Annotated in this window: 22 protein-coding genes and 1 pseudogene; 1 reads left to right on the top strand and 22 read right to left on the bottom strand. The window is 66.9% G+C overall.

Going from position 1 to position 23,365, the window contains the following annotated elements; translation table 11 throughout:
• Positions 1–61: 61 nt before the first annotated feature.
• From ACJJV6_RS05910 to ACJJV6_RS05895, 4 genes are read right to left on the bottom strand one after another with little or no spacing between them, the layout of a single operon-like run.
• A complete protein-coding gene (locus tag ACJJV6_RS05910; protein ID WP_009358426.1) occupies positions 62–487 on the bottom strand; it encodes an ATP-binding protein in 426 nt (141 codons plus the stop codon).
• Entirely contained in the window at positions 480–812 is a 333-nt protein-coding gene (locus tag ACJJV6_RS05905; protein WP_009358427.1) for an STAS domain-containing protein, read from the bottom strand. Before ACJJV6_RS05905 ends, ACJJV6_RS05910 begins: the two co-directional genes overlap by 8 nt.
• The gene (locus ACJJV6_RS05900) at positions 812–2,773 is read right to left on the bottom strand and encodes a glycosyltransferase family 2 protein (protein ID WP_009358428.1); all 1,962 of its coding nucleotides are present in this window, start codon (positions 2,771–2,773) and stop codon (positions 812–814) included. Before ACJJV6_RS05900 ends, ACJJV6_RS05905 begins: the two co-directional genes overlap by 1 nt.
• A complete protein-coding gene (locus tag ACJJV6_RS05895) occupies positions 2,770–3,882 on the bottom strand; it encodes a PP2C family protein-serine/threonine phosphatase (protein ID WP_009358429.1) in 1,113 nt (370 codons plus the stop codon). Before ACJJV6_RS05895 ends, ACJJV6_RS05900 begins: the two co-directional genes overlap by 4 nt.
• A gap of 259 nt (positions 3,883–4,141) precedes the next feature.
• On the opposite strand from ACJJV6_RS05895, the gene ACJJV6_RS05890 reads away from it, so the two are divergent.
• Positions 4,142–4,525 carry a hypothetical protein gene (locus ACJJV6_RS05890; RefSeq protein ID WP_009358430.1) on the top strand — a complete coding sequence of 128 codons (384 nt, stop codon included), beginning with the start codon at positions 4,142–4,144 and terminating at the stop codon, positions 4,523–4,525.
• Between the two features lie 199 nt (positions 4,526–4,724).
• Here ACJJV6_RS05890 and ACJJV6_RS05885 read toward each other — a convergent pair whose 3' ends face one another.
• From ACJJV6_RS05885 to ACJJV6_RS05800, 18 genes and pseudogenes are all read right to left on the bottom strand, one after another.
• Positions 4,725–5,435 carry a peptidase M10 gene (locus tag ACJJV6_RS05885; RefSeq protein WP_009358432.1) on the bottom strand — a complete coding sequence of 237 codons (711 nt, stop codon included), beginning with the start codon at positions 5,433–5,435 and terminating at the stop codon, positions 4,725–4,727.
• A gap of 74 nt (positions 5,436–5,509) precedes the next feature.
• Positions 5,510–6,145 carry a TetR/AcrR family transcriptional regulator gene (locus ACJJV6_RS05880; RefSeq protein ID WP_009358433.1) on the bottom strand — a complete coding sequence of 212 codons (636 nt, stop codon included), beginning with the start codon at positions 6,143–6,145 and terminating at the stop codon, positions 5,510–5,512.
• Positions 6,142–6,903, bottom strand: a complete 762-nt coding sequence (locus tag ACJJV6_RS05875; RefSeq protein WP_407710138.1) for a tyrosine-protein phosphatase — start codon at positions 6,901–6,903, stop codon at positions 6,142–6,144. The genes ACJJV6_RS05880 and ACJJV6_RS05875 overlap by 4 nt, the downstream gene beginning before the upstream one ends.
• A complete protein-coding gene (gene phnE, locus ACJJV6_RS05870; RefSeq protein WP_407710137.1) occupies positions 6,900–7,763 on the bottom strand; it encodes a phosphonate ABC transporter, permease protein PhnE in 864 nt (287 codons plus the stop codon). Before phnE ends, ACJJV6_RS05875 begins: the two co-directional genes overlap by 4 nt.
• Positions 7,750–8,565, bottom strand: a complete 816-nt coding sequence (gene phnC / locus ACJJV6_RS05865) for a phosphonate ABC transporter ATP-binding protein (RefSeq protein ID WP_407710136.1) — start codon at positions 8,563–8,565, stop codon at positions 7,750–7,752. The genes phnE and phnC overlap by 14 nt, the downstream gene beginning before the upstream one ends.
• Positions 8,565–9,470 (bottom strand): phosphate/phosphite/phosphonate ABC transporter substrate-binding protein, encoded by a 906-nt coding sequence (phnD, locus tag ACJJV6_RS05860; protein WP_407710135.1) that lies wholly within the window; start codon positions 9,468–9,470, stop codon positions 8,565–8,567. Before phnD ends, phnC begins: the two co-directional genes overlap by 1 nt.
• A 149-nt stretch (positions 9,471–9,619) precedes the next feature.
• The gene (locus ACJJV6_RS05855) at positions 9,620–10,198 is read right to left on the bottom strand and encodes a GNAT family N-acetyltransferase (protein ID WP_009358440.1); all 579 of its coding nucleotides are present in this window, start codon (positions 10,196–10,198) and stop codon (positions 9,620–9,622) included.
• Between the two features lie 159 nt (positions 10,199–10,357).
• Positions 10,358–10,837: a thioredoxin-dependent thiol peroxidase gene (gene bcp / locus ACJJV6_RS05850; RefSeq protein ID WP_009358441.1), complete on the bottom strand. Its 480-nt coding sequence runs from the start codon at positions 10,835–10,837 to the stop codon at positions 10,358–10,360.
• Positions 10,838–10,917: 80 nt separating this feature from the next.
• Positions 10,918–11,553, bottom strand: coding sequence for a winged helix-turn-helix domain-containing protein (locus tag ACJJV6_RS05845; RefSeq protein WP_407710134.1), 636 nt, complete (start codon positions 11,551–11,553; stop codon positions 10,918–10,920).
• A gap of 9 nt (positions 11,554–11,562) precedes the next feature.
• Positions 11,563–12,906, bottom strand: coding sequence for an allantoinase AllB (gene allB / locus ACJJV6_RS05840; RefSeq protein ID WP_407710133.1), 1,344 nt, complete (start codon positions 12,904–12,906; stop codon positions 11,563–11,565).
• Entirely contained in the window at positions 12,899–14,095 is a 1,197-nt protein-coding gene (locus tag ACJJV6_RS05835; RefSeq protein ID WP_009358444.1) for a glycerate kinase, read from the bottom strand. The genes allB and ACJJV6_RS05835 overlap by 8 nt, the downstream gene beginning before the upstream one ends.
• 3 nt (positions 14,096–14,098) lie before the next feature.
• Positions 14,099–15,889, bottom strand: a complete 1,791-nt coding sequence (gene gcl, locus ACJJV6_RS05830) for a glyoxylate carboligase (RefSeq protein WP_407710132.1) — start codon at positions 15,887–15,889, stop codon at positions 14,099–14,101.
• Positions 15,890–16,043: 154 nt separating this feature from the next.
• A pseudogene (locus tag ACJJV6_RS05825) lies at positions 16,044–16,958 on the bottom strand (2-hydroxy-3-oxopropionate reductase); the annotation flags it as partial.
• A 44-nt stretch (positions 16,959–17,002) separates the two neighbouring features.
• The gene (locus ACJJV6_RS05820; RefSeq protein ID WP_407710131.1) at positions 17,003–17,803 is read right to left on the bottom strand and encodes a hydroxypyruvate isomerase family protein; all 801 of its coding nucleotides are present in this window, start codon (positions 17,801–17,803) and stop codon (positions 17,003–17,005) included.
• Between the two features lie 184 nt (positions 17,804–17,987).
• Entirely contained in the window at positions 17,988–20,282 is a 2,295-nt protein-coding gene (gene katG / locus ACJJV6_RS05815; RefSeq protein WP_407710130.1) for a catalase/peroxidase HPI, read from the bottom strand.
• Between the two features lie 102 nt (positions 20,283–20,384).
• The gene (locus tag ACJJV6_RS05810; protein ID WP_354175682.1) at positions 20,385–21,470 is read right to left on the bottom strand and encodes a LacI family DNA-binding transcriptional regulator; all 1,086 of its coding nucleotides are present in this window, start codon (positions 21,468–21,470) and stop codon (positions 20,385–20,387) included.
• A gap of 38 nt (positions 21,471–21,508) precedes the next feature.
• Positions 21,509–22,408 (bottom strand): carbohydrate ABC transporter permease, encoded by a 900-nt coding sequence (locus ACJJV6_RS05805; RefSeq protein WP_009358448.1) that lies wholly within the window; start codon positions 22,406–22,408, stop codon positions 21,509–21,511.
• Positions 22,405–23,286 carry a carbohydrate ABC transporter permease gene (locus ACJJV6_RS05800; protein ID WP_407710470.1) on the bottom strand — a complete coding sequence of 294 codons (882 nt, stop codon included), beginning with the start codon at positions 23,284–23,286 and terminating at the stop codon, positions 22,405–22,407. The genes ACJJV6_RS05805 and ACJJV6_RS05800 overlap by 4 nt, the downstream gene beginning before the upstream one ends.
• Positions 23,287–23,365 lie beyond the last annotated feature (79 nt).

Below are 23,365 nucleotides of genomic sequence, written 5' to 3'. Positions count from 1 at the left end.
CCAGGACTCGTTTTCCGGTGGTTGAGCACCGGTTTCGACAGGCTCAACCACCGGACGGGAATTACCCTTGGGAGGACGTCCGGGACAGCACCCAGGTGTTCGTGCTTTCCTGCCGCTCGAAGGTGACAGTGGTGACCAGCGCCTCGATCAGGGCCAGGCCCCGGCCGGACTCCGAATCTTCGCCGGGGACTGCCGGTTCCATCGGGCCGAACGGCGGCTGGGCGTGGAAGGCGCTGACGCGGGCCTGGAGCAGCGCGGGCTGGACCGTGATGTCCACGCCCAGCTCCACCGGTTCGTCCCCGGCCGGCTCGGCATGCTGGATGATGTTGGAGACGGACTCGATGACCGCCGTCGTGAACGTCATCTGGTCCATGTCCTGGACGAAGGGGACGTCCAGCCACAAGCTGTCCAGGTCGTTGTGGACGGATTCGACGGCGTCCTCCGCAGCAGGTCCCCGGAAGCTGCGGGAGGCGAGGACGTCAGTCATTGCTGAACGCCTCGTCGGCCGACGGGTACGCGGTGAGGACCTTGTCCATGCTGGTCAGCTGCAGGACCATCTTCACCTGCGGCTGGACGGCAGCGATCCGGAGGTCGCCGCCTGCCTGCCGGGCCGCCTTCAGGCACCCGATCAGCGCACCGAGGCCCGAGGAGTCCATAAAGGCGGTCTTTTCCAGATTGACCACGATCCGGTTGGACCCGCCGGCAATCACATCCGTCACGAACTCGCGCAGCTTGGGGGCGGACACCATGTTGAGCCGCCCGTCCGCCTTGACCTCCGCGTACGAATCTCGCACTTCGTAACTGAATTCCATCAGGACTCCTTCTCTGTAACTGCGGGTTCTGCGGCCGGTTCATACCCCTTGTAGAGCACGGCGCGGACCAGGATGCTCATGACCACCAGGTCGAAAATGACCCAGGCGACGTTCACCAGGGTGCCCAGCGGTTCCGCCAGTCCGGTGGCCAGCCGGATGATCCCGACGACGGCGGCCACGGCCAGCAGCGCCGACACCACGATCTGGGGCTGGATCAGGCTCCAGCTGGGTCCGCCGCTCTGGCGGGCCTTGGGGGTGACGGCAAACCCGAGGGGACGGCCGAACCAGACGTTCCGGGCCGCCGTCGAGCACGCCTTGATCCAGGTGGGGAACAGGGCCAGGCTGTACTGCTGCCCGCGCCAGGTGGGGATGCCCCGGCCGGCCACGGCGAACAGGATCTGGTTGACCACCATGAAGGGGATGAACCGGATGAAGAAATCCCAGCTCAGGCTGGTGACCGGGAGGATGCCCAGCAGCAGGTAGATGATCGGTGCGGCGAAGTAGATGACGGCCGCATAGCCGCTGAGGTAGGTCCACATGGTGGCGAAGTACATCAGCCGCTGGCCGAGCTTCAGGCCCTTCTGCACCAGCGGGTTCTCGCGCAGCAGCACCTGGATGGTGCCCTGGGCCCAGCGCAGCCGCTGCGTGAGCATGGTCTTCAGGTCCTCCGGCGCCAGCCCGTAGGCAAGGACTTCGTGGTGGTAGACGCTCTCCCAGCCCATGGCGTGCATGCGCATGGCGGTGGCCATGTCCTCGGTGACGGAGATGGTGGCCAGGGGCATGACGGGCTGGGCCTCGTCATTGCGTTCCACGGACAGTGCGTCCAGGACCGCCTGCACGGATTCGAGGGCGCCCAGCGGGGACCAGTCGCGGCGGGACATGCGCTGGACGGCGTCGTCGGCCACTACCGGGACCCCGGCCTCGCCCACATGGGCGAGTTCCATGGCGGCGATCTCTTCGAGGTCGGACTGCAGGGCCTCGACGTCGGCAAGGACCAGGGTCTGCACGGCGGCATCGACGCGGCGGCGGACACGGTAGGTGATCTCGCTGAGCGACTTCCCGGCGTCGAGTTCCTTCTGCGCTTCCCGGGTGGCCGCCTCCACCTCGTCCAGCACCTCGGCCACCAGCGGTGATTCCATGTCGGCGGATTTCCGCGCCTTCTTGATCGCGGTCTGGGATGCTGCCAGCGCGCGGCGGATGCTCTTTTCGGTTTCCTTGACGTAGCCCACCAGGCCCAGCTGCATCAGCGCCTCGCGGCGCAGGATGGCGTTGGAGCCGCAGAAGAAGGCGGCATTCCAGCCGTCCTTGCCCTGCTGGATGGGGCCGTAAAACAGGGGCGCCTGGCTGCCGAGCGGGTCATCGGCGGGAACGTTGCTGAAGTACTGCGGTGTCTGGACCAGGGCCACGCGGCGGTTGTTGAAGTAGCCGAGCGTCTTTTCTAGGATGTCCGGTTCGGGGATCTGGTCCGTGTCCAGGATCAGGAGGAACTCGCCGTGGGTCTGCATCAGGGCGTTGTTCAGGTTGCCGGCCTTCGCGTGGCGGGGAAGGTCCGAGGTCCAGTCCTCGCTGCGCGTCACGTAGCCCAGCCCATGTTGTTCGGCGAGTGCCTTGAGTTCGGGGCGGGCGCCGTCGTCCAGGATCCAGGTGCTGTGCGGGTGCCGGATTTTCTGCGCCGCCAGGGCGGTGGTCATCACCATGTCCAGGTCTTCGTTGTAGGTGGTGATGAAGACGTCCACGGTGGCATCCGGCGGGGGCGGCGGCGCGCCCTTGCGGATCTTCAGCCGCCAGACGGTCATGCCGAAGAGCATGACGTCGATCAGGCTGTAGGTTTCGGCGATGACCAGCGGCAGGGCGATCCACCAGGCGTCCCAGTTCAGCGATGCCAGCCAGCGCCAGGTGATGTAGTTGACGCCGGTGATGACGGTGAGCACCACTACCAGGCGGGTCAGGAAGCGGGTCATGCCGTGGCTTTCTCAGGCAGCCGGCGGACCACGACCACCGTCACGTCATCCTCCGCCGTCTCCGCGGGGGCCAGGGCCATAATGGCGCTGCTGGCGGCATGGGCGGAGCCATGGCCCAGCGTGGCGGTCCGGACGGCGTCGGTGAAGTCCTCCACTGACTCGAAAACGTCCAGGACACCGTCGCTGACCACCACCAGGGAATCGCCGGGGGCCAGCTCAAAGGCCGACTGTGGCCAGTCCGTTCCCGTCCAGGCGCCCACGGGCGGGCCGCCGGAGGGCAGCCGCTCAGCAGTCCCGCCCGGCTGGACGTGCAGCGCCAGCCCGTGGCCGGCGTCGACATAGCTGACCTTCCCCGAGGCCGCCTCCAGCCGCGCATGGAACAGGGTGACGAAAGAGTTGGAGGAGTCCAGGTCCGTGGCGATGGCCTTGCTGGCGGAGGCGAAGGCGCCGTCCAGGTCCGGCCGGTGGCCGGTGGAGCGCATGACGGCACGGACCGTTGCGGCGATCAGGGCAGCGCCCATGCCCTTGCCCATGGCGTCGGCGAAGGTGAGGTGCAGCCCGTCGGCGGTCTGGTACCAGTCGTAGAAGTCGCCGCCCACGCTGCGTGAGGGGCGGAAGACGCCGGCCACGTCGTACCCCTCCACCCGGATGTCCTCCTTGGGCAGGAGGCTCTGCTGGACCTCTGTGGCCCGTTCCAGTTCGCTGCGGGCGGCCGAGTCCGCGGCGGCCGAGGGCCTGCGGCGGAACAGGGCGTTGATGCGGGACTGCAGCTCGCGCGGGCTGAAGGGTTTGCTGATGTATTCGTCGGCCCCGTTGTCCAGCCCGGTCAGCTTGTCCAGTTCGTCCGCCCGGGCGGTGAGCATGACAATGAACGCGTCCGAAAACTCGCGCAGCAGCTTGCAGACTTCCAGGCCGTCCAGGTCCGGAAGGTTCAGGTCCAGCGTGACCAGGTCCGGCTGGACGCGGCGGACTTCCGCAACGCCCGGCAGCCCTGCGGCTGCCTGCGATACCTCAAACCCCTGCTTCTGCAGCACCCGGACCAGCAGCCCCCGGATGTCCGGGTCGTCCTCGATGACAACGGCGCGACGGATTTCGGAGGTTGAGACCATAGCTCTACTTCTACCGTATTAACCGCGACGGGGCATGTCGTAGGACTTCACAGTGCTTTTCAGGCTTGCCGCACCCCGCCCGCATGCCGTTTGCGGCCTTTACTGGAGCCCTTGGAGGATCTTGCGGCAATCTTGGGATCCGCTTGCCCGGATGTTGAGCATGGTTCGGGACACTCGAAGTGACAGATCTTCCGGGCAGGAGAACGGTCGACGGCGGCCCACCGGAAGCTGGACGGCTTGCGGGAAGGCGGGAGCAGCCATGGGGAAAATGAAGATCACCTACCGGGCGCCGGCGCCCGCCGGGCCTGCTGTTGCTGTGCCTGCCGTTGCCGCGCCCGGGCCGGCAGCTGACGTGGAGGTCCCGCCGGGACTGGTCCGGACGGGCCTCGATAAAGCCAGGGCGCTGCTCCGTGTCTACGTCCACTCGCGGAAAGTTCGAGCCGCGGCGAAGGCGCTCGCGGCAGCCCTTGCGGAGTCGCGGGAAGTCTCGAGCTGGCCCGGCGACAGGCTGCCGGTGGGCGCCGCGATGTCCGACCAGGTGGAGAAGCTGACGCGCCGGCTGAAGCTGGAGACCGAGGCGCACAACAGGCTGGAGGCACTTTTCAGGTCTGTGGATTTGGGGCGTTCCGCCGCAGCGGTTTAGGTGTCACACTTAGGAGCAATCGAGTGGCTGGGGGAGACAGTCAGGAGATTGCAGTGGGTTGGATGGCCGGTTGGGCGTACCTTATCGCCGGACTCATGACCGTGGATGCGCTGCTCTTGGCGCTCTGGGCCATGGAGCGGGACTGGTCCCGGAAATGGTGGAAAAAACCCTAGGCGCCCGTCTCCCTGGCAATGGCCAATCAAACTGACCCCGTGAAGCTGTAGGGGTGAACCAGGCGGATCGGCGTGCCGTTGATGCTGGCCAGATGGCCGCTCCACGCCAGCCGGTACAGCTCCTTCAGATCACCCAGGTCCGCGTCAGTGAGCTTGCTGTTGGCCCCGTAGTTCATGATGGTGAACGGTTCGTGCGTTCCAAAGACCTCCGAGGGCCAGGCGGTTTCCCGGATATTGGCGAAGAAGTGCCGCAGGCCGAAGACGTGGCCGAACTCGTGGATCATCGTCTCAACCTGTTCCTCGCGGGACTGCTGGAACATGGTGGGGTAGATGGTCAGCTGGTGCCGGCCGCCGTCGGGAAAGAACGCACTGGCCAGGACGCAGCCTGCGGGCGTGCAGTCCGGGGCGTTCCGCAGCACGATCTCGAAGTCCCACAGATCGTCGTCCCGGGTGAACCGGATCGGAGCGGCGGTGCCCCAGCGGAGCAGGCATTCGCCCATCAGTTCTCTGACCACGCTCTTGCTTTGTTCCGCGTTGGGGGCGAGTGCGAAGGACCGCTCCTGGAACCGCCACTTCAGGATGGTGCCCGGATGCCACAAGGGAACGAAGCCCTCCGTTGCATCAACCACTATTTCGCTGGGCGGACGCCCGCCGGGGGTCGCGTGCCCGCGTCCCTCGGTGGCGCAGGCGAAGGTGTTCCCGAGGCGGTGGACGAGTTCTTCAGCGGCCGATTCCATGGTTGTTCCTGCCCTTGCGCACGCTCCGTTGATCCTGACGTCCCGATGCTAGGAAGTGCTGCGTTACGGGCGCGTTATTGCTCGGCGGCCATGCCCCGCCAGGCTACGTCGACGGCGGCCCGGCAGCGTTCCATCGTCTGGGGCTCGTCCATCCGCTCGCCGCGCACCACCAACTGGTAGTAGAAGACACCGGCGATGAGGTCGAAACAGGCTTCCGGGTCCAGGCCGGCACGGAAGCCACCACGTTCGATGCCGGCGCGGAGGGCGTCCACGATGGGCGCCCGGCGGCGTGAGACATGCGAAGCCCAGTAGGCCTTTTGCAGGGTGCGGTCGGCCATGGCCAGCCGGATCCTTTGGCGGAACCTTTCCTCGGGGTAACCTGCGTTGTCGCCCTCCAGCGGGGTTCCCAGGATCGCCTCCATAATGGCATCCCGAAGGTTCCCGTCCGTGGGAATGGGCGGCGGAACGTAGCGGCCGACGTCGAGTGCTGCCGCCACCAAGGTGGTCAGTGACGGCCACCGCCGGTACAGTGCCGCGCGGCTCACCCCGCTGCGGGACACGATGCGGGCGGCGGTGACTTCTTCCTTGTCGTCGATGAGTTCCAGGACGGCGGCGAGGACCTGCGCGTCGATGTCCTCGTTCCGGGGACGGCCGGGGCCCCGGCGCGGGGTGCGCGCCGGGGCTGCCGTCTCAGGGGCAAGAGTGGTCATGCCAGGGCACGGTGGCGCAGGCGGGCGATGGTGTCCGCACCCAGCCCGGCGGCGCGCAGCGGTGCCAGTGCATCGCCGTGGCGTTCCCGCAGCCGGGCGAGCATGGTGTGCATGGAGATGTCCATCGGCTCATCCGGGAAGGTCACGGCCATGGCGTCCAGGTCGAAGCCGAGGCGGGCCATCAGCGCGCCCATGGTGGGTTTCATGCGCTGCATGACCGCCGCCATGTTGCCGTGCGTCCGGGCGTAGTCGGCCACGATGTCGTCATCCGTTGCGCCGAGCGCCAGCAGCAGCATTGCGGCAAGGACGCCGGTCCGGTCCCTGCCCGCTGCGCAGTGGAAGGCCGTGGTCCCGGGGGCGAGCGCAATGATGCCCAGGGCACTGGCGAGCTGGGGTGCAGCAGCCTCCACCATGCGTGCGTACATCATGCCCATGGCCACGTGCTCGATGACCGGTGCGTCGCCGTCGGGCATTCCGGCGCTGATGCTTTCCATGAGGGGGAGGTGGTGGTACGCAACCGGGTAGCCGGCCAGCGGCCCGCGGCCCGTGAGGGCTGCCTCGTCCTTGGTGCGCAGGTCGATGACCGCCGCCAGCCCGCCCTCAACCAGGATCCGGGCGTCCTCGTCCGTGATGACGGAGAGGTCATCGGCGCGCAGGGCGAGGCCGTTTCGCAGGAGGCCCCCTTCGACCGGGATGCCGCCGAGGTCCCGGAGGTTGACCGGAGCGCTGAGCTCGATATCGGTAATTGTTGCTGTCATGTGATTCTCCTTCTGATGAGGGCGCTGCCCTGGTCGATCACCGTGACCAGCACGATGATGCAGATGATGATGGCGCTGAGGTGGCCGTAGTCGTACATGCGCATGGCGGTGGTGAGTTCCAGGCCGATACCGCCCGCGCCCACCAGGCCCAGGATGGTTGCGCCGCGCACGTTGCCCTCGAAGAGGAGCAGCGTGTACGAAACAAGCAGCGGCGCGGCCTGCGGGACAATGCCGTACTGGATGACCTGCCGTTTGGAGGCCCCGACCGCTTCCATGGCGGTGACGGGACCGCGGTCAACGGACTCCATGGCCTCGGCGAAGATTTTGCCAATCGAGCCGAGGGAGCCAAGTGTCATGGCGAGGATTCCGGCGAACGGTCCCAGGCCGACGGCGGAGACGAACATGAGCGCGAACACCAAGTCGGGCACTGAGCGGATGATGTTCATGACCCAGCGGGCGGGGAAGTAGAGCCAGCGCGGGGAAATGTTGGATGCGGCCGTGAACGCGACCAGCAGGGACAGGACCGTGCCAAGTACGGTTCCCACGATCGCCATCTGCAGTGTCTCCACCAGCAGCGTGACGATGGTGCCGAACTTGCCGAAGTCGGGCGGGAAGAGCCGGGTGAGGAATTCGCCCATGTTCGCTGTTCCTTCCCCGAGCTTGGCGAAGTTGAACTCTGCGCCCTGGAATGACCAGGCCAGCAGGACGAGCGCAACCGGAATGCCGGCGAGGAACCGGGCGCGGGGGATCGAGAAGGCCCGTTCCAGGCGGAGCCGCTCTGCCGGGTCAAGCTGCCCGGGCATGCCTGGTGCTGCCGTACCGGCGGATCCTGTGGCAGGGGTGTGTTCAGTGGTGGTCACCGGGCTGTCCTTCCTCGTCATAGAGCACGGAGAGCTGTTGGGCATCGAGTTGGGCGGCAGGTGCGGAGACGATGATCTTGCCTTGCCGCAGCCCTACGATGCGGTCGCAGTGCCGCAGCGCGAGTGGCAGGACATGCAGGCTCACAAGGACGGGGATGCCGTCCTCCCTGGCGATTTCCCTGAGCAGCTCCAGCACCGAGCCGGCGAGTTTGGGGTCCAGGGAGGCGACCGGCTCATCGGCGAAGATGACGCGGGGCTGCTGCATCAGTGCCCGGGCGATGGCGACACGCTGCTGCTGGCCCCCGCTGAGGGAACGCGCAGGGTCCTTGGCCTTGTGTGCGATGCCCACCCGGTCCAGGTACTCCATGGCCTGCCGGCGGTGCTCGCTTCCGAAGCCGCCGGCGAGGTTGATCGGGCCGGCCTCATGCAGGGCACCCGTGAGGACGTTGGTGAGCACGCTGAGGCGGGGGATGAGGTTGAACTGCTGGAAGACCTGCCCGACGTCGGAGCGCAGCTTCCGGAGGTCTCCCCGCCTGAGGTTGGTGACGTCGTAGCCCGCAACACGGGCGGTGCCCGCGGTGATGGGTGCGAAGCCGGTGAGGCTCTTCATCAGGGTCGACTTGCCCGAGCCTGAGGCGCCAAGAAGGGCCACCATCTCGCCCGGCCGGACGTCCAGGTCCACCCCGGCCAGCACGGGTTTGCCCGTGTAGGCGACCTCCAGGTTCCGGACCGAGACCAGGGGAAGCGCCTGCCGCAACTGGCCGGTGGTCGGTACGGCGTCAGTGGAAGCGGGGGCGGTCATCAGCCCAGGTCCTCAAGCTTCACGTCGGCAACCGCGGCGATGTCGGCGAAGGACTTATAGATCTCCGGCTGGGGGTCCATGATCTCCTCGAGGCCGATGAAGCCCTTTCCGAGGGCGCCGAGTGCCTCCGCGTTCGGCTCCGAGAACACCTTGGGCAGTGCTACCTTCAGAAGCGCCCGCGTCTCGCCGTCGAGTGACTGCCGGGACAGGACGCTTCCCATGACGTCCATGGCCGGGCTCTGCCCGATGCCGCGCCACTCGCCGTCCGCGAAGGGGAACATGGGTGCTCCGAGTTCGGTGAGCATGATGGCGGTGCAGGCGGCGTCCACCTGGCCCTGCTTGAGGGCCGCGAACCTGCCTTCGTGGCCGCCGGCGAAGATTGCCTGGTAGTCCTCGCCCTTGGTCAGCCCGGCCTCGTGCAGCATGTAGACCGGCATGAAGTAGCCCGAGCTGGAGGCCTGGTCTGCGAAGGCGACGGTTTTTCCGCGCAGGTCCTCCAGCTTCTGCACGGGTGACCCGTCCAGCACCACGCAGGTGGAGACGGGGTCCTCGCTGCCGGCCCATGCCATCAGGGAGTCCACCTCGCCGGTGTTCACGGCCAGAGCTGACGGGAAGCCGCTCATGATGCCGATGTCCACGTGGTCACCGCGGATCGCTTCCACGACGCTGAGGTAGTCGGGGACGTCGGTGACCTCCACCTCGCGTCCTGTTTCGGCTTCGAGGAGTTCCGCGAATGCCTCGATCGGGTTCTCCTGGGTGGGGTCGTCGCCCAGGGGGATAGTGGCGATGGTAATGGGTGCGTTGACGGCGCTGGCTTGTTCGGCGGCGGGGGCCTGGCAGCCGGTCAGTGCAATAAGGGCGCCGGCACTCAGGATGCCCAGGACGGGCAGGGTGGGATAACGCATGGTGTCCTTCTCGGATGATGTGGGGGATTTTCGAGAACACCAATATCCAAACCGCGGCAGGCAACGCGGAATTACGAGAACGCCGTACTGCGAAAGAAACGGCAGGTAAACAATCCGTGACGTGGGCGGATCCTTAAGCGGCTAAGGGGTTATGGGGTGCCTATCTCCAGCCGCATCAGCACCCGCGGGAATCCGTTCAGCACCGACTGGGTGTCCGCTGCCTTGGTGAAGCCGGCGTCCTCGAAGAGTTTGCGGGTGCCGACGTACGCCATGGTGAGGTCAACCTTGGCGCCGGCGTTGTCCACCGGGTAGCCCTCGACGGCGGGTGCCCCGTAGGATCGGGCGAAGTCCACCGCACCTGCCAGGAGGGCATGCGAAATGCCCTTGCCACGGTGGCCCGGCCGCACGCGGATGCACCACACCGACCACACGTCCAGGCTGTCCACGTGCGGGATCTTCCTGTTCCCGGCGAAACTGGTGTCGGCGCGCGGGTGGACCGCTGCCCACCCCACCGGCTCGCCGCCGTCGTACGCCAGCACGCCCGGCGGCGGATCCTGTCCCACCAGCTTTTTCACCAGCTCGCCGCGCTCCGTTCCCTGCAGCGACTGGTTCAGTTTGGAGGGGATGCGGTAGCTCAGGCACCAGCAGACGTTGGCGTCCGGCCGCTTGGGCCCCACCAGCGCCCGGACGTCCTCGAAAGTGGTTGCGGGACGGACCTCAATCGCCATGACGCCATCCTGACACCGCGCCGGACAACACGGCAACGATGCCGAAGTGGTCCCGTTAACGGCCGATGCTCCCGCACGGAAAATGCGGGAGCATCGGCTGGAAACGCGCCAAGACTGCGGGAGCGTTGGCTGGAAAGGCGCAGGAAGGGAGAGAGGGTCCTAGATGCCCAGGGCTTCCTTGAGTGCCGCGACGTGTCCGTCGGCCTGGACCTGGTACTGGGCCAGGACCACGTTGCCGTCGGGGTCCACCACCACGGTGGACCGGACGATGCCCTCAACGATTTCGCCGTTGACCAGCTTCTCGCCCCAGGCGCCGTAGGCCAGGGCGACCGCGTGGTCCTCGTCGGAGAGCAGCGGGAAGGTCAGGGAGAAGTCGCCGCTGAAGCCCGCCAGGGCCTCGGGGGCGTCGGGGGAGATGCCGATGACTTCGTAGCCCTTCCCCTGCAGGGAGGCCAGGCTGTCGCGGAAGTCGCAGGCCTCGGTGGTGCAGCCGGGGGTGGCCGCCTTCGGGTAGAAGTACACAATGACGTTCTTGCCACGGTAGTCGGCCAAGGCAGTTTCGCGGCCCTGGGCGTCCCTGAGGGTGAATTCAGGGGCCTCGGTTCCGGGCTGCAGCTTGGTGGTCAGGGTGGGGCTCATGGTGTTCCTTTGGAAGGGTCGGTCAATAATGGCCAAACAACAAGTGAAGCGGCTTCCCGCTCAGAGGTACAACTCCGGCGTCATATGCAGTATTCCGCCGGGCCGCGCACAGTGGCGCACTGGCCCGGCACGAACTGGTATCCGCCGCCCCGGACGGTGGCAACAGCGTGGCGTGCATTTCCGAGTTTCCGGCGGATCCTGCCCACGTAGACATCGATGGACCGGGCTGAGGCTCCGGGCGTCTCGAACGAGTCCAGGAACTCCTGCAGTTCCTCGCGGCTAACGGTCCGGGACAGGTGCGTCACCAGGTACCGCAGCACCTTGAATTCGACGCCGGTGAGCGGCACCGGCTTGCCATCCAGCAGGACGGTGTCGGCGGCCAGGTCCACGGCCATGCGGCTGACGGGACCGGCCGACGGCGGGAGGGAAGGGGCGCCGCCGTCGTCCCCCTGCGGGGAGTCCTCCGAGGGGGACGGCGACGGCACCGTTTTGGGAGCTCCGGCAGCAGGCCAATGGACTTCCGCCTCCGGAGCAGTCTGCAGGGCCCTGGCAAGGACCAGTTGGGCAGCGCGGGCCAGGAGTTCGGGATCGGTTCCCTCCTCCGGGACCACCCACACGGCCAGTCCGCGGGCGGCAGCTTTGGGCTGGACTGTTCGCGGCGGGAAACCCGTCCGCGGACGGTGGGCCGTCCGCGGATGGTGGACTTCCACTGCCATGGCGTGTCCTTACACTCCGCCGCGGCGGATCAGCTTGCCCGTGGGGGTCTGGCCGTCCACCACGGCGCCGCGCAGGAAGGTCTTGCGGACCACGCCGGAGAGGGTCTTGCCGTCGTAGGGGGTGATGGGGTTCTTGTGCTTGAGCTTGGACACGTCCACCACGAACGCCTCGTCCGGGGCGAAGACGGCGAAGTCGGCGTCGTAGCCGAGCGCCAGCTGGCCCTTGTTGGTGAGGCGGGCCAGGCTGGCGGGCTTCTCAGCCATCCAGGACACCACCTGCTCCAGCGGGATGCCGCGGTGCCGGGCCTCGCTCCAGATCAGGGACAGGCCCAGCTGCAGCGAGGAGACGCCGCCCCAGGCCACGGCGAAGTCGCCGTTTTCCAGGTCCTTCAGGTCCAGGGTGGAGGGGGAGTGGTCCGAGACAATGCAGTCGATGGTGCCGTCCAGCAGGCCCTGCCAGAGCAGCTCGCGGTTGGAAGCCTCGCGGATGGGAGGGCAGCACTTGTAGGCCGTGGCGCCGTCCGGGATTTCCTCAGCCATCAGCGTGAGGTAGTGCGGGCAGGTCTCCACGGTGAGCTTCACGCCGTCGCGCTTTGCCGAGGCGATCATGGGCAGCGCGTCCGACGACGAGAGGTGCAGGATGTGCGCCCGCGCACCGGTCCAGCGTGCCCGCTCGATGACCTCGGCGATGGCCTTGTTCTCGGCGCCGCGGGGCCGGGAGGCAAGGAACGTCTCGTAGTGGTCGCCGCCGGGGTGCGGGGCCCGGTCGATCGCGTGCGAGTCCTCGGCGTGGACGATCATAAGCGAGTCGAAGGACTTCAGCTCGGCCATGTCCTCCTCCATCTCGTCCGCGTCCAGGTGGGGGAACTCGTCCACGCCGGAGTGCAGGAGGAAGCATTTGAAGCCGAAGACGCCGTCGTCGTGCAGGGGGCGCAGGTCCGCCTTGTTCCCAGGAATCGCGCCGCCCCAGAACCCGACGTCGATGAACGCCTGGTCCTCGGCCACCTCGCGCTTGAGCTTGAGGTTCTCCACGGTGGTGGTGGGCGGGACGGAGTTCAGCGGCATGTCGATGATGGTGGTCACGCCGCCGGCCGCTGCTGCACGCGTGGCGGAGGCGAAGCCTTCCCACTCGGTGCGGCCGGGCTCGTTGACGTGGACGTGGGTGTCCACCAGCCCCGGGAGCAGGGTCTCGTCGTCGGCGAGTTCAACCACCTCGGCGCCGGCCAGGCCGTTTCCGAGCGGCTCGATGGCCACGATCTTTCCGCCGCGGACGCCCACTTCACGCGGGGCGATCCCGGCGGTGGTCAGGATGCGCTGGCCACGGATGACGAGGTCAAAACGTTCTTCAGACACGGAGGTCCTCCTTGGTACGTGCGGTGCCGGCAAACCCTCCGGCTGCCAGTTTTCCGCTGATCTGGGTGCCCAGCTGCTCCAGAAGCGGCGCTGCCTCTGCTATGCACCTGTTTACATCGCTTTCGAGCCCGGTCAAAGCGTAAACCTCGCCGAACCCGGCGGCGGCCGCCTGGCCGTCTTCCAGTGTGGTCCGGCCGCAGACGGCAACCACGGGAATGCCGCGGGCGGCGGCAGCGCGGGCCACGCCCATGGGCGTCTTGCCCAGCAGGCTTTGCTCGTCCAGGCTGCCTTCGCCGGTGATGACCAGGTCCGCGCCAGCCAGGCGTTCGGCGAGGCCGGTGAATTCGAGGACCACGTCGATGCCGGGCCGGCGGGAGGCGGCCAGCGCGGCGATGGCTGCATAGCCCACTCCGCCGGCTGCCCCCGCGCCGGGGGCTTCGGCGGCCTTGACCGCGCGGAATCCGATTTCCCTGGCCAGGACTTCGACAAACCTGGCCAGGGCGGCGTCGAGCACGTCGACGTCTTGCTGTGTGGCACCCTTCTGCGGGCCGAAAATCGCCGCGGCGCCGGAGGCGCCCAGCAGGGGATTGTCGACGTCGGATGCCAGCACAAAGCGTGTGTCCACCAGCCGGGGCTCAAAGTGGGTGAAGTCGATGCTGTGCAGGTTGGCCAGCGCAGCACCGCCCGGCGGCAGCTCGTTGTTCCTGCTGTCCAGGAACCTGGCGCCGAGCCCCTGCAGGAGCCCCGCGCCGCCGTCGGTATTGGCGCTGCCGCCCACCCCCAACACCATGCGGCGGCAGCCGGCGTCCAGGGCGGCGCGGATCAGCTGGCCGGTGCCCAGGCTGGTGGCGGCCAGGGCGGAAGCGGAGTCCGGCCGGCCGCCGCGCGCCACCTGGGGAACCAGGGCCAGCCCGGAGGCGGTGGCCATCTCAATGACGGCCTCGTGGTCCCGGACCGCGAAGTCCGCTTCCACCGGCTGGCCGAGCGGCCCGGCCACCGTGGCGGTGCGGCGGGTGAAGCCGGAGCCGACGGCGGCATCGAGGGTGCCCTCGCCGCCGTCGGCCACCGGAATCCGGACCACGTCAAGGTTGCCGCCCGCACCCCGCTGCAGGCCCTTTTCCAGGTGCGCGCAGACTTCCGGAGCGGAGAGGGATCCCTTGAACTTGTCCGGGGCAATGACGATGCGCATGGTTTAGGCCTGCAGCGCCAGGATGGCGGTGGGGGCGTCCGCGGGGGACTCTGCCAGTTCCTCGAACTCGTTCACGGCATTGATTTCCACGCCCATGGAGATGTTGGTGACCTTTTCCAGGATCACTTCCACCACCACGGGAACCTGGAACTCGCCCATCAGTGCCTTGGCCTTGTCGAAGGCGGCGGCGAGGTCGTTGGGGTCCTCCACGCGCACGGCCTTGCAGCCCAGGCCCTCTGCCACCTTCAGGTGGTCCACGCCGTAGCCGCGGGTGTCCTCGGACAGGTGCGAGCTGTTGATGTTCTCGAACGCCAGGGACACGTTCTGCTCCATGTTGAAGCCGCGCTGGGACTGGCGGATCAGGCCCAGGTAGGAGTTGTTCACCACCACGTGGATGTACGGGAGGTTGAACTGCGCGCCCACGGCCAGTTCCTCGATCATGAACTGGAAGTCGTAGTCGCCGGAGAGGGCAACCACGGTCTCGTCCGGGTTGGAACGCGCGACGCCGAGCGCGGCGGGGGCGGTCCAGCCCAGCGGGCCTGCCTGGCCGGCGTTGATCCACTTGCGCGGGCCGAACACGTGCAGCATCTGGGCGCCGGCGATCTGGGACAGGCCGATGGTGGACACGTAGGTGGTGTCGCGGCCGAAGGACTTGTTCATCTCCTCGTACACGCGCTGCGGCTTGATGGGGATGTTCTCGAAGTGGGTCTTGCGGTGCAGGGAGGCCTTGCGGTCCTGGCACTCGGCAACCCAGGCGCTGTAGTCCGGCAGGGACCCGGCCGCCTTGCGCTCCTTGGCGAGCTCAACCAGCCCTGCCAGCGCCGCACCGGCGTCGGACGCGATGCCCAGGTCCGGGGAGAACACGCGGCCGATCTGCGTGGGCTCGATGTCGATGTGCACGAACTTCCGGCCCGCGGTGTAGGTCTCCAGGCCGCCGGTGTGGCGGTTGGCCCAGCGGTTGCCGATGCCGATCACGAAGTCGCTCTGCAGGTAGTTTTCGTTGCCGTAGCGGTGCGAGGTCTGCAGGCCCACCATGCCGGCCATGAGCTGGTGGTCGTCCGGGATGGTGCCCCAGCCCATCAGGGTGGGGATGACCGGAACGTTCAGGGTCTCGGCCAGTTCCACCAGCTGGGCGGAGGCGCCGGCGTTGATGATGCCGCCGCCGGCAACGATCAGCGGGTGCTTGGCGCTGGTGAGCATGTCCAGGGCTTTTTCCAGCTGCTTGCGCGAGGCCTTGGGCTTCTCAACGGGCAGGGGCTCGTAGGTGTCGATGTCGAATTCGATCTCGGCCAGCTGCACGTCGATGGGCAGGTCCAGCAGGACGGGACCGGGGCGGCCGGAGCGCATCAGCTGGAAGGCCTTCTGGAAAGCGCCGGGAACCTGGCCGGGCTCCAGGATGGTCATGGCCATCTTGGTGACGGGCTTGGCGATGGACTCGATGTCCACGGCCTGGAAGTCTTCCTTGTGCAGCTTGGCCACCGGCGCCTGGCCGGTGATGCAGAGCATGGGGATGGAATCGGCCCAAGCGGCGTAGAGGCCGGTGATCATGTCCGTGCCGGCGGGGCCGGACGTGCCGATGCAGATGCCGATGTTGCCGTCCTTGGCGCGGCTGAAGCCGTCCGCCATGTGGCTGGCGCCCTCAACGTGGCGGGCCAGGGTGTGGCGGATGCCGCCGTGGGCGCGCATGGCCGAGTAGAAGGGGTTGATTGCAGCGCCTGGCAGGCCGAACGCCTCGATGGCGCCTTCCTTTTCCAGGATGGCAACCGCTGCATCAACGGTACGCATCTTGCTCATGGGGTGCTCCTTGAAAGCTTGAAAGTCTGTTTTTGGGTGTGCTGAAGGAAGGCCCGGCGATTGTGGGGCCTAAAAGCCTGTGATGGGGCCGGTGGTTGAGCCTGTCGAAACCTGGATTTCGACAGGCTCAATCACCGCTTAGCTGCGGCCTGTCCTATTTCCTGCCGGAGAGCTGGAGGACCTGCTTGAAGAGGCCGGAGTGGTCCAGTGCGCCGTCGCCCTGGTTGACGGTGGCGGCGACGAGCTGGGCGACGACGGCGCCGAGGGGGACGGCCACGTTGGCTTCGCGGGCGGCGGAGGTGACGATGCCGAGGTCCTTGTGGTGCAGGGCGAGGCGGAAGCCGGGGTCGAAGTTGCGGTCCAGCATCTTCTGGCCCTTCTGGTCCAGGACCTTGGAGCCGGCCAGGCCGCCGCCAAGGACCTTGAGGGCTGCATCGGTGTCCACGCCGTAGGCTTCGAGGAACGCGATGGCCTCGCCGAGGACCTCGATATTGACGGCGACGATGAGCTGGTTGGCTGCCTTGACGGTCTGGCCTGAGCCGGAGGGGCCGACGTGGACGATGGTCTTGCCGACGGCGTTCAGGACGTCCTGGGCGGCGTCGAAGTCTGCCTTGTCGCCGCCGACCATGATGGAGAGGACGGCGTCGATGGCGCCCTGTTCGCCGCCGGAGACCGGGGCGTCGAGGGGGCGGATGCCGGCTTCGCGGGCTTCGTCGGAGAGGCGCTTGGCGACGTCGGGGCGGATGCTAGACGCGTCGATCCACAGGGTTCCCTGCTTGGCGTTGGCGAAGACGCCGTCCTTGCCGGTGACGACGCCTTCGACGTCGGGGGAATCCGGCACCATGGTGATGACGACGTCGGCGTCCTTGACGGCGTCGGCGATGCTTGAGGCGCCCTTGCCGCCTTCGGAGACGAGCTTGTCGATCTTGTCCTGGCTGCGGTTGAAGCCGGTGACGGTGTGGCCGGCCTTGACCAGGTTGATGGCCATGGGCAGGCCCATGATTCCGAGTCCGATAACTGCAACGTTGCTCATGATGGTTCTCTTTCCTGAAGTCTTTGTGGGGCTGGTGGTTGAGCCTGTCGAAACCGGATTTCGACAGGCTCAATCACCGGTTACTGGCTAACGCGCTGGCGGATGGCCCAGCTGAAGGCCGTTTCCTGCGGTTCCTTGTACTCGAGGCCGATGTAGCCCTCATAGCCGAGTTCGCGGCTGCGGGCGATCCATTCGCCGAGCGGAAGGGTTCCCGTGCCGGGGGCGCCGCGGCCGGGGTTGTCGGCGATCTGGATGTGGCCGAAGTCCTTGGCGTGGTTCTCGATGACGGATTCGACGTCGTCGCCGTTGACTGCGAGGTGGTAGAAATCGGCGAGGAGCTTGATGTTGCCGGCGCCGGATTCCGCCTTGACGCGGGCAATGACCTGCAGGGCGTCCTCGGCGGTGAGGAGCGGATACCTGGGGGCGCCGCTGACCGGTTCGAGGAGGACGGTGCCGCCGATGCGGGCCACGCCTTCGGCTGCTGCGGCGAGGTTTTTGGCGGCCAGTTCGTCCTGCTCTTCGGGGGTGGCGTCGTCCTGCCGGTTGCCGTAGAGGGCGTTGAAGGCCTTGCAGCCCAGGCGCTCACCGATGCCGGCCACGACGTCGATGTTGTCCTTGAACTCGGACTCGCGGCCCTTCCAGGACACCAGGCCGCGGTCGCCGCCGGGCATGTTGCCAGCGTTGAAGTTCAGGCCCGTGAGCTGCACCCCGGCGTCCTTGATGGCGTTCTCGAACCGGGTGATCTCGGCGTCCGCCGGAACGGAGGATTCGAACGGCCACCAGAACTCGACGGCGTCGAAGCCTGCTGCCTTGGCTGCGGCCGGCCGCTCAAGCAGGGGCAGCTCCGTCAGCAGGATGGAGCAGTTCACTGTGTACGTCATCGTAGGTCCTTCCGGGGAGGGCTTTGATCTATCTTCCCCTGCGTCACCGGCTCGTTAACCGTTTCCGCTTTGTGGAATTTAGATTCTGCTTTATGAAAAGTGTAGGGAAGGAGGGTGAGGCGAGTCAAGGGGAGGGCAAGAGAAAGGGCCGGCTGCAAAAGCAGCCGGCCCTTGAGGTGGTCCGTTACCGCAGGTCGAAGCGGTCGGCCTCCATGACCTTTGTCCATGCGGCCACGAAGTCGTTCACGAACTTCTCCTTGCCGTCCTCGCTCGCGTACACCTCGGACAGTGCCCGCAGCTGCGAGTTGGAGCCGAACACCAGGTCCACGGGCGTGGCGGTCCACTTCACTTCCCCGGTGGTGACGTCGCTGATCTCGTAGACGTTTTCCTCCTCCTCGGACGCCTTCCACTTGGTGCCGGGGGAGAGCAGGTTGACGAAGAAGTCGTTCGTCAGGACCTGCGGCCGGGTGGTCAGGACGCCGTGCAGGGAATCGCCGAGGTTGGCACCGAGGGCGCGCATGCCGCCCACGAGCACCGTCATCTCCGGTGCAGAGAGTCCCAGCAGGTACGCCTTGTCCAGCAGAAGGGTCTCCGGCTGGAGCTTCTCGCCGGGCCGGACGTAATTGCGGAAGCCGTCCGCCCGCGGCTGCAGGTACTGGAAGGAGTCGACGTCGGTCTGGTTCTGGGAGGCGTCAGTGCGGCCCGGGTGGAACGGCACAGTAACGGGGAACCCGGCGTCGCTGGCGGCCTTCTCCACCGCAGCGCACCCGCCAAGGACGATCAGGTCCGCCAGCGAGACCTTCTTGCCCCCGGCCTGGCCGGAGTTGAACTGCTGCTGGACCCTCTCGATCGCCTGCAGGGCAGTGCCCAGCTGGTCGGGCTCGTTGACCTCCCAGCCGCGCTGCGGCTCCAGCCGGATCCGCGCGCCGTTGGCGCCGCCGCGCCTGTCCGTCTTGCGGTAGGTGGATGCCGACGCCCAGGCGGTGCGCACCAGCTGTGCGACGGACAGCCCCGAGTCCAGGAGCTGCGCCTTGAGCGCGTCGATGTCCTGCTGGCCGATCAGCTCATGGTCCACGGCCGGAACCGGGTCCTGCCACAGTTGCGGCTCGGGAACCCACGGCCCCAGCATGTGCGGGCCCACCGGACCCATGTCGCGGTGCAGCAGCTTGTACCAGGCCTTGGCGAAGGCGAGCTGGAACTCATCCGGGTTCTTCAGGAAGCGCTGGCCGATTTCGGCATAGACCGGGTCGAAGCGCAGCGACAGGTCGGTGGTGAGCATCGTGGGCCGGTGCTTCTTCTGCGGGTCGTAGGCGTCCGGGATGATCTCCGGTGCATCCTTGGCAACCCACTGGTGGGCGCCCGCGGGGCTCTTGACCAGCTCCCACTCGTATTCGAACAGGATCTCGAGGAAGCGGCTGCTCCACTGGGTTGGCCGGTCGGTCCAGGTGACCTCCAGGCCGGACGTGATCGTGTCCGGCCCCTTGCCGCTGCCGTAGGTGCTGAGCCAGCCCAGGCCCTGCGTCTCGAGGTCTGCGCCCTCCGGCTCGGGACCAACATGGGCGTCGGCGTCGCCGGCACCGTGGGTCTTGCCGAACGTGTGGCCGCCGGCGATCAGTGCGAAGGTCTCCTCGTCGTTCATCGCCATCCGCTTGAAGGTTTCGCGGATGTACGCGGCTGCGAGCTTGGGGTCCGGGTTGCCCATGGGCCCCTCGGGGTTCACGTAGATCAGGCCCATCTCGGTGGAGCCCACATCTTCGGCCATCTGGCCTTCGCCGATATAGCGTTCGTCGCCGAGCCACGTGTCTTCGGGCCCCCAGAAAATCTCCTCGGGCTCCCACACGTCCTCGCGGCCGAAGGCGAAGCCGAACGTCTTGAAGCCCATCGATTCGAGGGCCACATTGCCCGCCAGCACCAGCAGGTCCGCCCACGAGAGCTTCTGGCCGTACTTCTGCTTGACCGGCCACAGCAGGCGCCGGGCCTTGTCCAGGTTGGCGTTGTCCGGCCAGCTGTTGAGCGGGGCGAACCGCTGGCTGCCGTCACCTGCCCCGCCGCGGCCGTCATGGACGCGGTAGGTGCCGGCGGCGTGCCAGCTCAGCCGGATCATAAGGCCGCCGTAGTGGCCGAAGTCCGCAGGCCACCAGTCCTGGGACGTGGTCAGGACCTGGGTGATGTCCTGCTTGAGTGCCTCCACGTCGAGCTTCTGGAACTCTTCGCGGTAGCTGAACGAGGGGCCGAGCGGGTTGCCCGCCTGGTTGTGGGCGTGGAGCACGGAGAGGTCGAGCTGGTTCGGCCACCAGTCCGCGACGGTGCGGGGCCGGTGTCCCTTGGGCTCCGGCGAGTCGATCGCCGGGTTCTCGCTCTCGCTGCCGTGTGAGGTCACGCTGTCATGTGCGACCGGGCACCCGCCCTCAACCTTGCGGTCCAGGCCCTGGGCACTTCCCGGGGTGGGGATCGGGGGGTGGTCCTGGTGATCGGTCATGTGCTTCCTTCCATGTGGCCGAGGCCGTGGTCGGACTCGGGCGGCCGGTACAACCCTCCCATTTGACCATGTACGGACCGCCCGCTGAACCCCTCCCAGGCCTTATGTTTTTGCGCGCGCTGCGACCCGGACCGAATTGCGTTCCACCGTGGGGCAGTGGATTTTCGCTGCCTCCGCCCCGGCTGTCTCCTCCAGCCCGAGCAGCATGCGTACCCCGGCTGCGCCCAGCTCGTAGTGGGGGAGCGCCACGGTGGACAGCGGGGGCCGCAGGTGCGCGGCGATGACTTCCTGGTTGTCGAAACCGACCACGGCGAGGTCCTCCGGAATGGACAACCCGTGCTCACGCAGCCCGTCGTAGAGGCCCATGGCCATCCGGTCGTTGTAGCAGTAGACGGCGGTGGCGCTGCGCTTGAGCAGCTCACCGGTTGCGCCGTAGCCGCCTTCCTGGTCCGGATAGGCTTCCATGACCAGGCCGGGGTCGAAGGCGATGCCGGCTTCCTCGAGAGCCTGCCTGTACCCCAGGAGCCGTCCGTCCTTGGCAGGGGCGGGGATGGTGGCGTTGATGAAGGCAATGCGGCGGTGGCCGTGCCGGAGCAGGATCTCGGTTGCCGACTTTCCGCCCTGCACCTCGTCGGGTACCACGGCCCGGGCCCCCGGCTCGGCGGCGAAGCAGTTCACCAGGACAAAGTCTGCTTCCCGCAGCGAGGCCGGAATATCGGTTTCGCGGTGGAACCAGGTGGAGTAGAGGATGCCGCGCACCTTGTACTCAAGCATCATGCTGATCGCGTCCTGCTCAAGCTCCCGGTTTCCCTCGGTGTTCGCGATCAGGAGCGCGTAGCCGTGCTTCCATGCCTCGTCCTGGGCGCCGTGGATGATCTGGCCGGCGAAGGGCGTGGTGGCAACGCCGTCGGCCACCAGCCCGATGAACCGGGAGGTGCCGCTGACCAGGGTCTTGGCCATCGCGTTGGGCCGGTAGCCCAGCGCGCGGATGGCATCCTTGACGCGCTGGCGGGTTTCTTCGGCTATGCGGGCGTCTTTTTTCTTGTTGACCACCAGCGACACGGTGGCCGTCGAGACCCCTGCCGCTTCGGCGACGTCGCGGAGCGTGACGGGGTGGGCTCGTTCGGGCCGGTGCCGGGGACTGGCCGCAGGCGCGGCTTCCCCAGGCTTGTTCTCCCTTGAATTCATCTGCCCTCCGTCAGGAGTATATCCGGCGGCTGCGGCGGTCATCCCTTGGTCGCCCCGCTCTCGAGTCCCTGGATCATGGCCTTGTTGAGGACCAGGAAGACCAGCAGCAGCGGGGTAATGGTGACGCACACGGCGGCGAACGTGGCCGTCCAGTCCACCTTGCCCATGGCACCGATGTAGTTCTGCAGGCCCAGCGGGATGGTCTTCAGTTCCTCGGACAGCACGAAGGTGTTGGCGAAGATGAAGTCGTTCCAGATGAAGATGCTGTTGACCAGGACCACGGTCACCACCGTGTTGAGCGACAGCGGCAGGGTGATCAGGCCGAAGATCCGGTAGGGCCCTGCGCCGTCCAGAGACGCTGCCTCGTACGTTTCCTTGGGGATGTATTCGTAGAACGAGCAGAACAGGTAGATGGACATCGGCAGGGAGAACCCGGCCAGAGGAATGATCATCGACTGGTAGGTGTCCAGCAGGTTCACCGCCGAGTAGTCGATGAACAGGGGCACCAGGGCGATCTGGACGGGCACGATGATGCCGATCAGGAACAGCCCGCGGACCAGCTTGCTGAGCCGGAACCCGAGCACCTGGATGGCGTACGCGGCCATCATGCCCAGCAGGACGATCAGGATGTTGGCGCCCATGGTAACGATGAAGCTGTTCATGATGTTCCGGCCCAGGTCCCCCGTTTCGAAGGCCCGGGCGTAGTTCTCCCAGGTCAGCGAGCTGGGCAGGGCGAACGGATCACCGCTGGCAAAGTCCTGCTCGGTGCGCAGGCTGGTGAGGAACAGCCAGGCCAGCGGGTAGACCTGGACGATCACGATGAGCATGACCAGGACGCGTGAGAACGTCCGGAACAGGTCAGGCCTGCGACGGCGGCGGGCTGCCGGACGCGGCGGCACCACGGCGGGCGGGACGGCTGGGGCTGCCTGGGTGATCATGAGTCTGCCTTCCGCTTGAGCAGGAACAGGATGAGGCCGACGGCGACGAGGCACTCAATGACGATGAACACCGAGATGGTGCTGGCGTAGCCGAAGTCGGTGCTGGTGAACGCCGTCTTGTACATATAGGTGGTGAGCAGTTCGGACGACTGCCCCGGCCCGCCGTTGGTCATCAGGTAGGGGATGTCGAAGCCGCGCAGGCCGTAGGTGGTGGCCATGATGGTGGTGGTGATCCACACCGGGCGGATGTAGGGGAAACGGATCTTAGTGAACAACGTCCACCGGGATGCCCCGTCCAGCACGGCGGCTTCTTCAAGCTCCTTCGGCACGGCGAGCAGGGCTGCGTAGATGATGAGCATGTAGAGGCCGGTGAACCGCCAGCCTTCCGGCGCCGAGACGGCGGCCAGGACGGTGGTGACGTCCGAGAGCCAGGGCCGCTCGAGGCTGCCGAGCCCGATCCAGTGCAGCAGCTGGTTGAGCAGGCCGACGGGGTCGATGGAGTAGATCCGGACGAAGAGGAAAGCGATGGCAACGGTGGAGATCACGGCCGGCAGCAGGTAGAGCGTCTTCACCAGCTCCCGGCCGCGGCGCAGTGACGTGAGCAGGCTGGCGACCACCAGGGCCCCGCCGAGCTGCAGGACCAGGCAGATGGCCAGGTAGATCAGGGCATTCAGGAAAGCCCGCCAGAAGATGTCGTCCTTGACGAACATGCGGACGTAGTTGTCGACTCCCACGAACTCCATGTCGCTGATGCCGTTCCAGGAAAAGAAGCTCAGGAACAGCGACTGGAGGATGGGAAACAGCACCGCTGCGAAGTAGAGCAGCAGGGGAGGGAGCAGGAAGACGAGGACGGATGTCCTGGACCTGTTGGGAAGCATCCTGTTGGGGAGCATGGCCGGGCCTTTCGGGCGGGGGACCGGAGTCCCCCGCCGCAGTGGTTGCTTACTTGAAGAACGG

It is taken from the genome of Arthrobacter nitrophenolicus (assembly GCF_045833485.1).
Taxonomy (GTDB): domain Bacteria; phylum Actinomycetota; class Actinomycetes; order Actinomycetales; family Micrococcaceae; genus Arthrobacter; species Arthrobacter nitrophenolicus.
Note: the sequence above shows the minus strand (reverse complement) of the source record. Positions and strands in the feature narration are given on the sequence as shown.

What these genes read in the sequence shown, in the direction of transcription:
- ACJJV6_RS05910 (WP_009358426.1), bottom strand. Translation starts at nt 487, where the DNA reads ATGACTGACGTCCTCGCCTCCCGCAGCTTCCGGGGACCTGCTGCGGAG.
- ACJJV6_RS05905 (WP_009358427.1), bottom strand. Translation starts at nt 812, where the DNA reads ATGGAATTCAGTTACGAAGTGCGAGATTCGTACGCGGAGGTCAAGGCG.
- ACJJV6_RS05900 (WP_009358428.1), bottom strand. Translation starts at nt 2,773, where the DNA reads ATGACCCGCTTCCTGACCCGCCTGGTAGTGGTGCTCACCGTCATCACC.
- ACJJV6_RS05895 (WP_009358429.1), bottom strand. Translation starts at nt 3,882, where the DNA reads ATGGTCTCAACCTCCGAAATCCGTCGCGCCGTTGTCATCGAGGACGAC.
- ACJJV6_RS05890 (WP_009358430.1), top strand. Translation starts at nt 4,142, where the DNA reads ATGGGGAAAATGAAGATCACCTACCGGGCGCCGGCGCCCGCCGGGCCT.
- ACJJV6_RS05885 (WP_009358432.1), bottom strand. Translation starts at nt 5,435, where the DNA reads ATGGAATCGGCCGCTGAAGAACTCGTCCACCGCCTCGGGAACACCTTC.
- ACJJV6_RS05880 (WP_009358433.1), bottom strand. Translation starts at nt 6,145, where the DNA reads ATGACCACTCTTGCCCCTGAGACGGCAGCCCCGGCGCGCACCCCGCGC.
- ACJJV6_RS05875 (WP_407710138.1), bottom strand. Translation starts at nt 6,903, where the DNA reads ATGACAGCAACAATTACCGATATCGAGCTCAGCGCTCCGGTCAACCTC.
- phnC (WP_407710136.1), bottom strand. Translation starts at nt 8,565, where the DNA reads ATGACCGCCCCCGCTTCCACTGACGCCGTACCGACCACCGGCCAGTTG.
- phnD (WP_407710135.1), bottom strand. Translation starts at nt 9,470, where the DNA reads ATGCGTTATCCCACCCTGCCCGTCCTGGGCATCCTGAGTGCCGGCGCC.
- ACJJV6_RS05855 (WP_009358440.1), bottom strand. Translation starts at nt 10,198, where the DNA reads ATGGCGATTGAGGTCCGTCCCGCAACCACTTTCGAGGACGTCCGGGCG.
- bcp (WP_009358441.1), bottom strand. Translation starts at nt 10,837, where the DNA reads ATGAGCCCCACCCTGACCACCAAGCTGCAGCCCGGAACCGAGGCCCCT.
- ACJJV6_RS05845 (WP_407710134.1), bottom strand. Translation starts at nt 11,553, where the DNA reads ATGGCAGTGGAAGTCCACCATCCGCGGACGGCCCACCGTCCGCGGACG.
- ACJJV6_RS05835 (WP_009358444.1), bottom strand. Translation starts at nt 14,095, where the DNA reads ATGCGCATCGTCATTGCCCCGGACAAGTTCAAGGGATCCCTCTCCGCT.
- gcl (WP_407710132.1), bottom strand. Translation starts at nt 15,889, where the DNA reads ATGAGCAAGATGCGTACCGTTGATGCAGCGGTTGCCATCCTGGAAAAG.
- ACJJV6_RS05820 (WP_407710131.1), bottom strand. Translation starts at nt 17,803, where the DNA reads ATGACGTACACAGTGAACTGCTCCATCCTGCTGACGGAGCTGCCCCTG.
- katG (WP_407710130.1), bottom strand. Translation starts at nt 20,282, where the DNA reads ATGACCGATCACCAGGACCACCCCCCGATCCCCACCCCGGGAAGTGCC.
- ACJJV6_RS05810 (WP_354175682.1), bottom strand. Translation starts at nt 21,470, where the DNA reads ATGAATTCAAGGGAGAACAAGCCTGGGGAAGCCGCGCCTGCGGCCAGT.
- ACJJV6_RS05805 (WP_009358448.1), bottom strand. Translation starts at nt 22,408, where the DNA reads ATGATCACCCAGGCAGCCCCAGCCGTCCCGCCCGCCGTGGTGCCGCCG.
- ACJJV6_RS05800 (WP_407710470.1), bottom strand. Translation starts at nt 23,286, where the DNA reads ATGCTTCCCAACAGGTCCAGGACATCCGTCCTCGTCTTCCTGCTCCCT.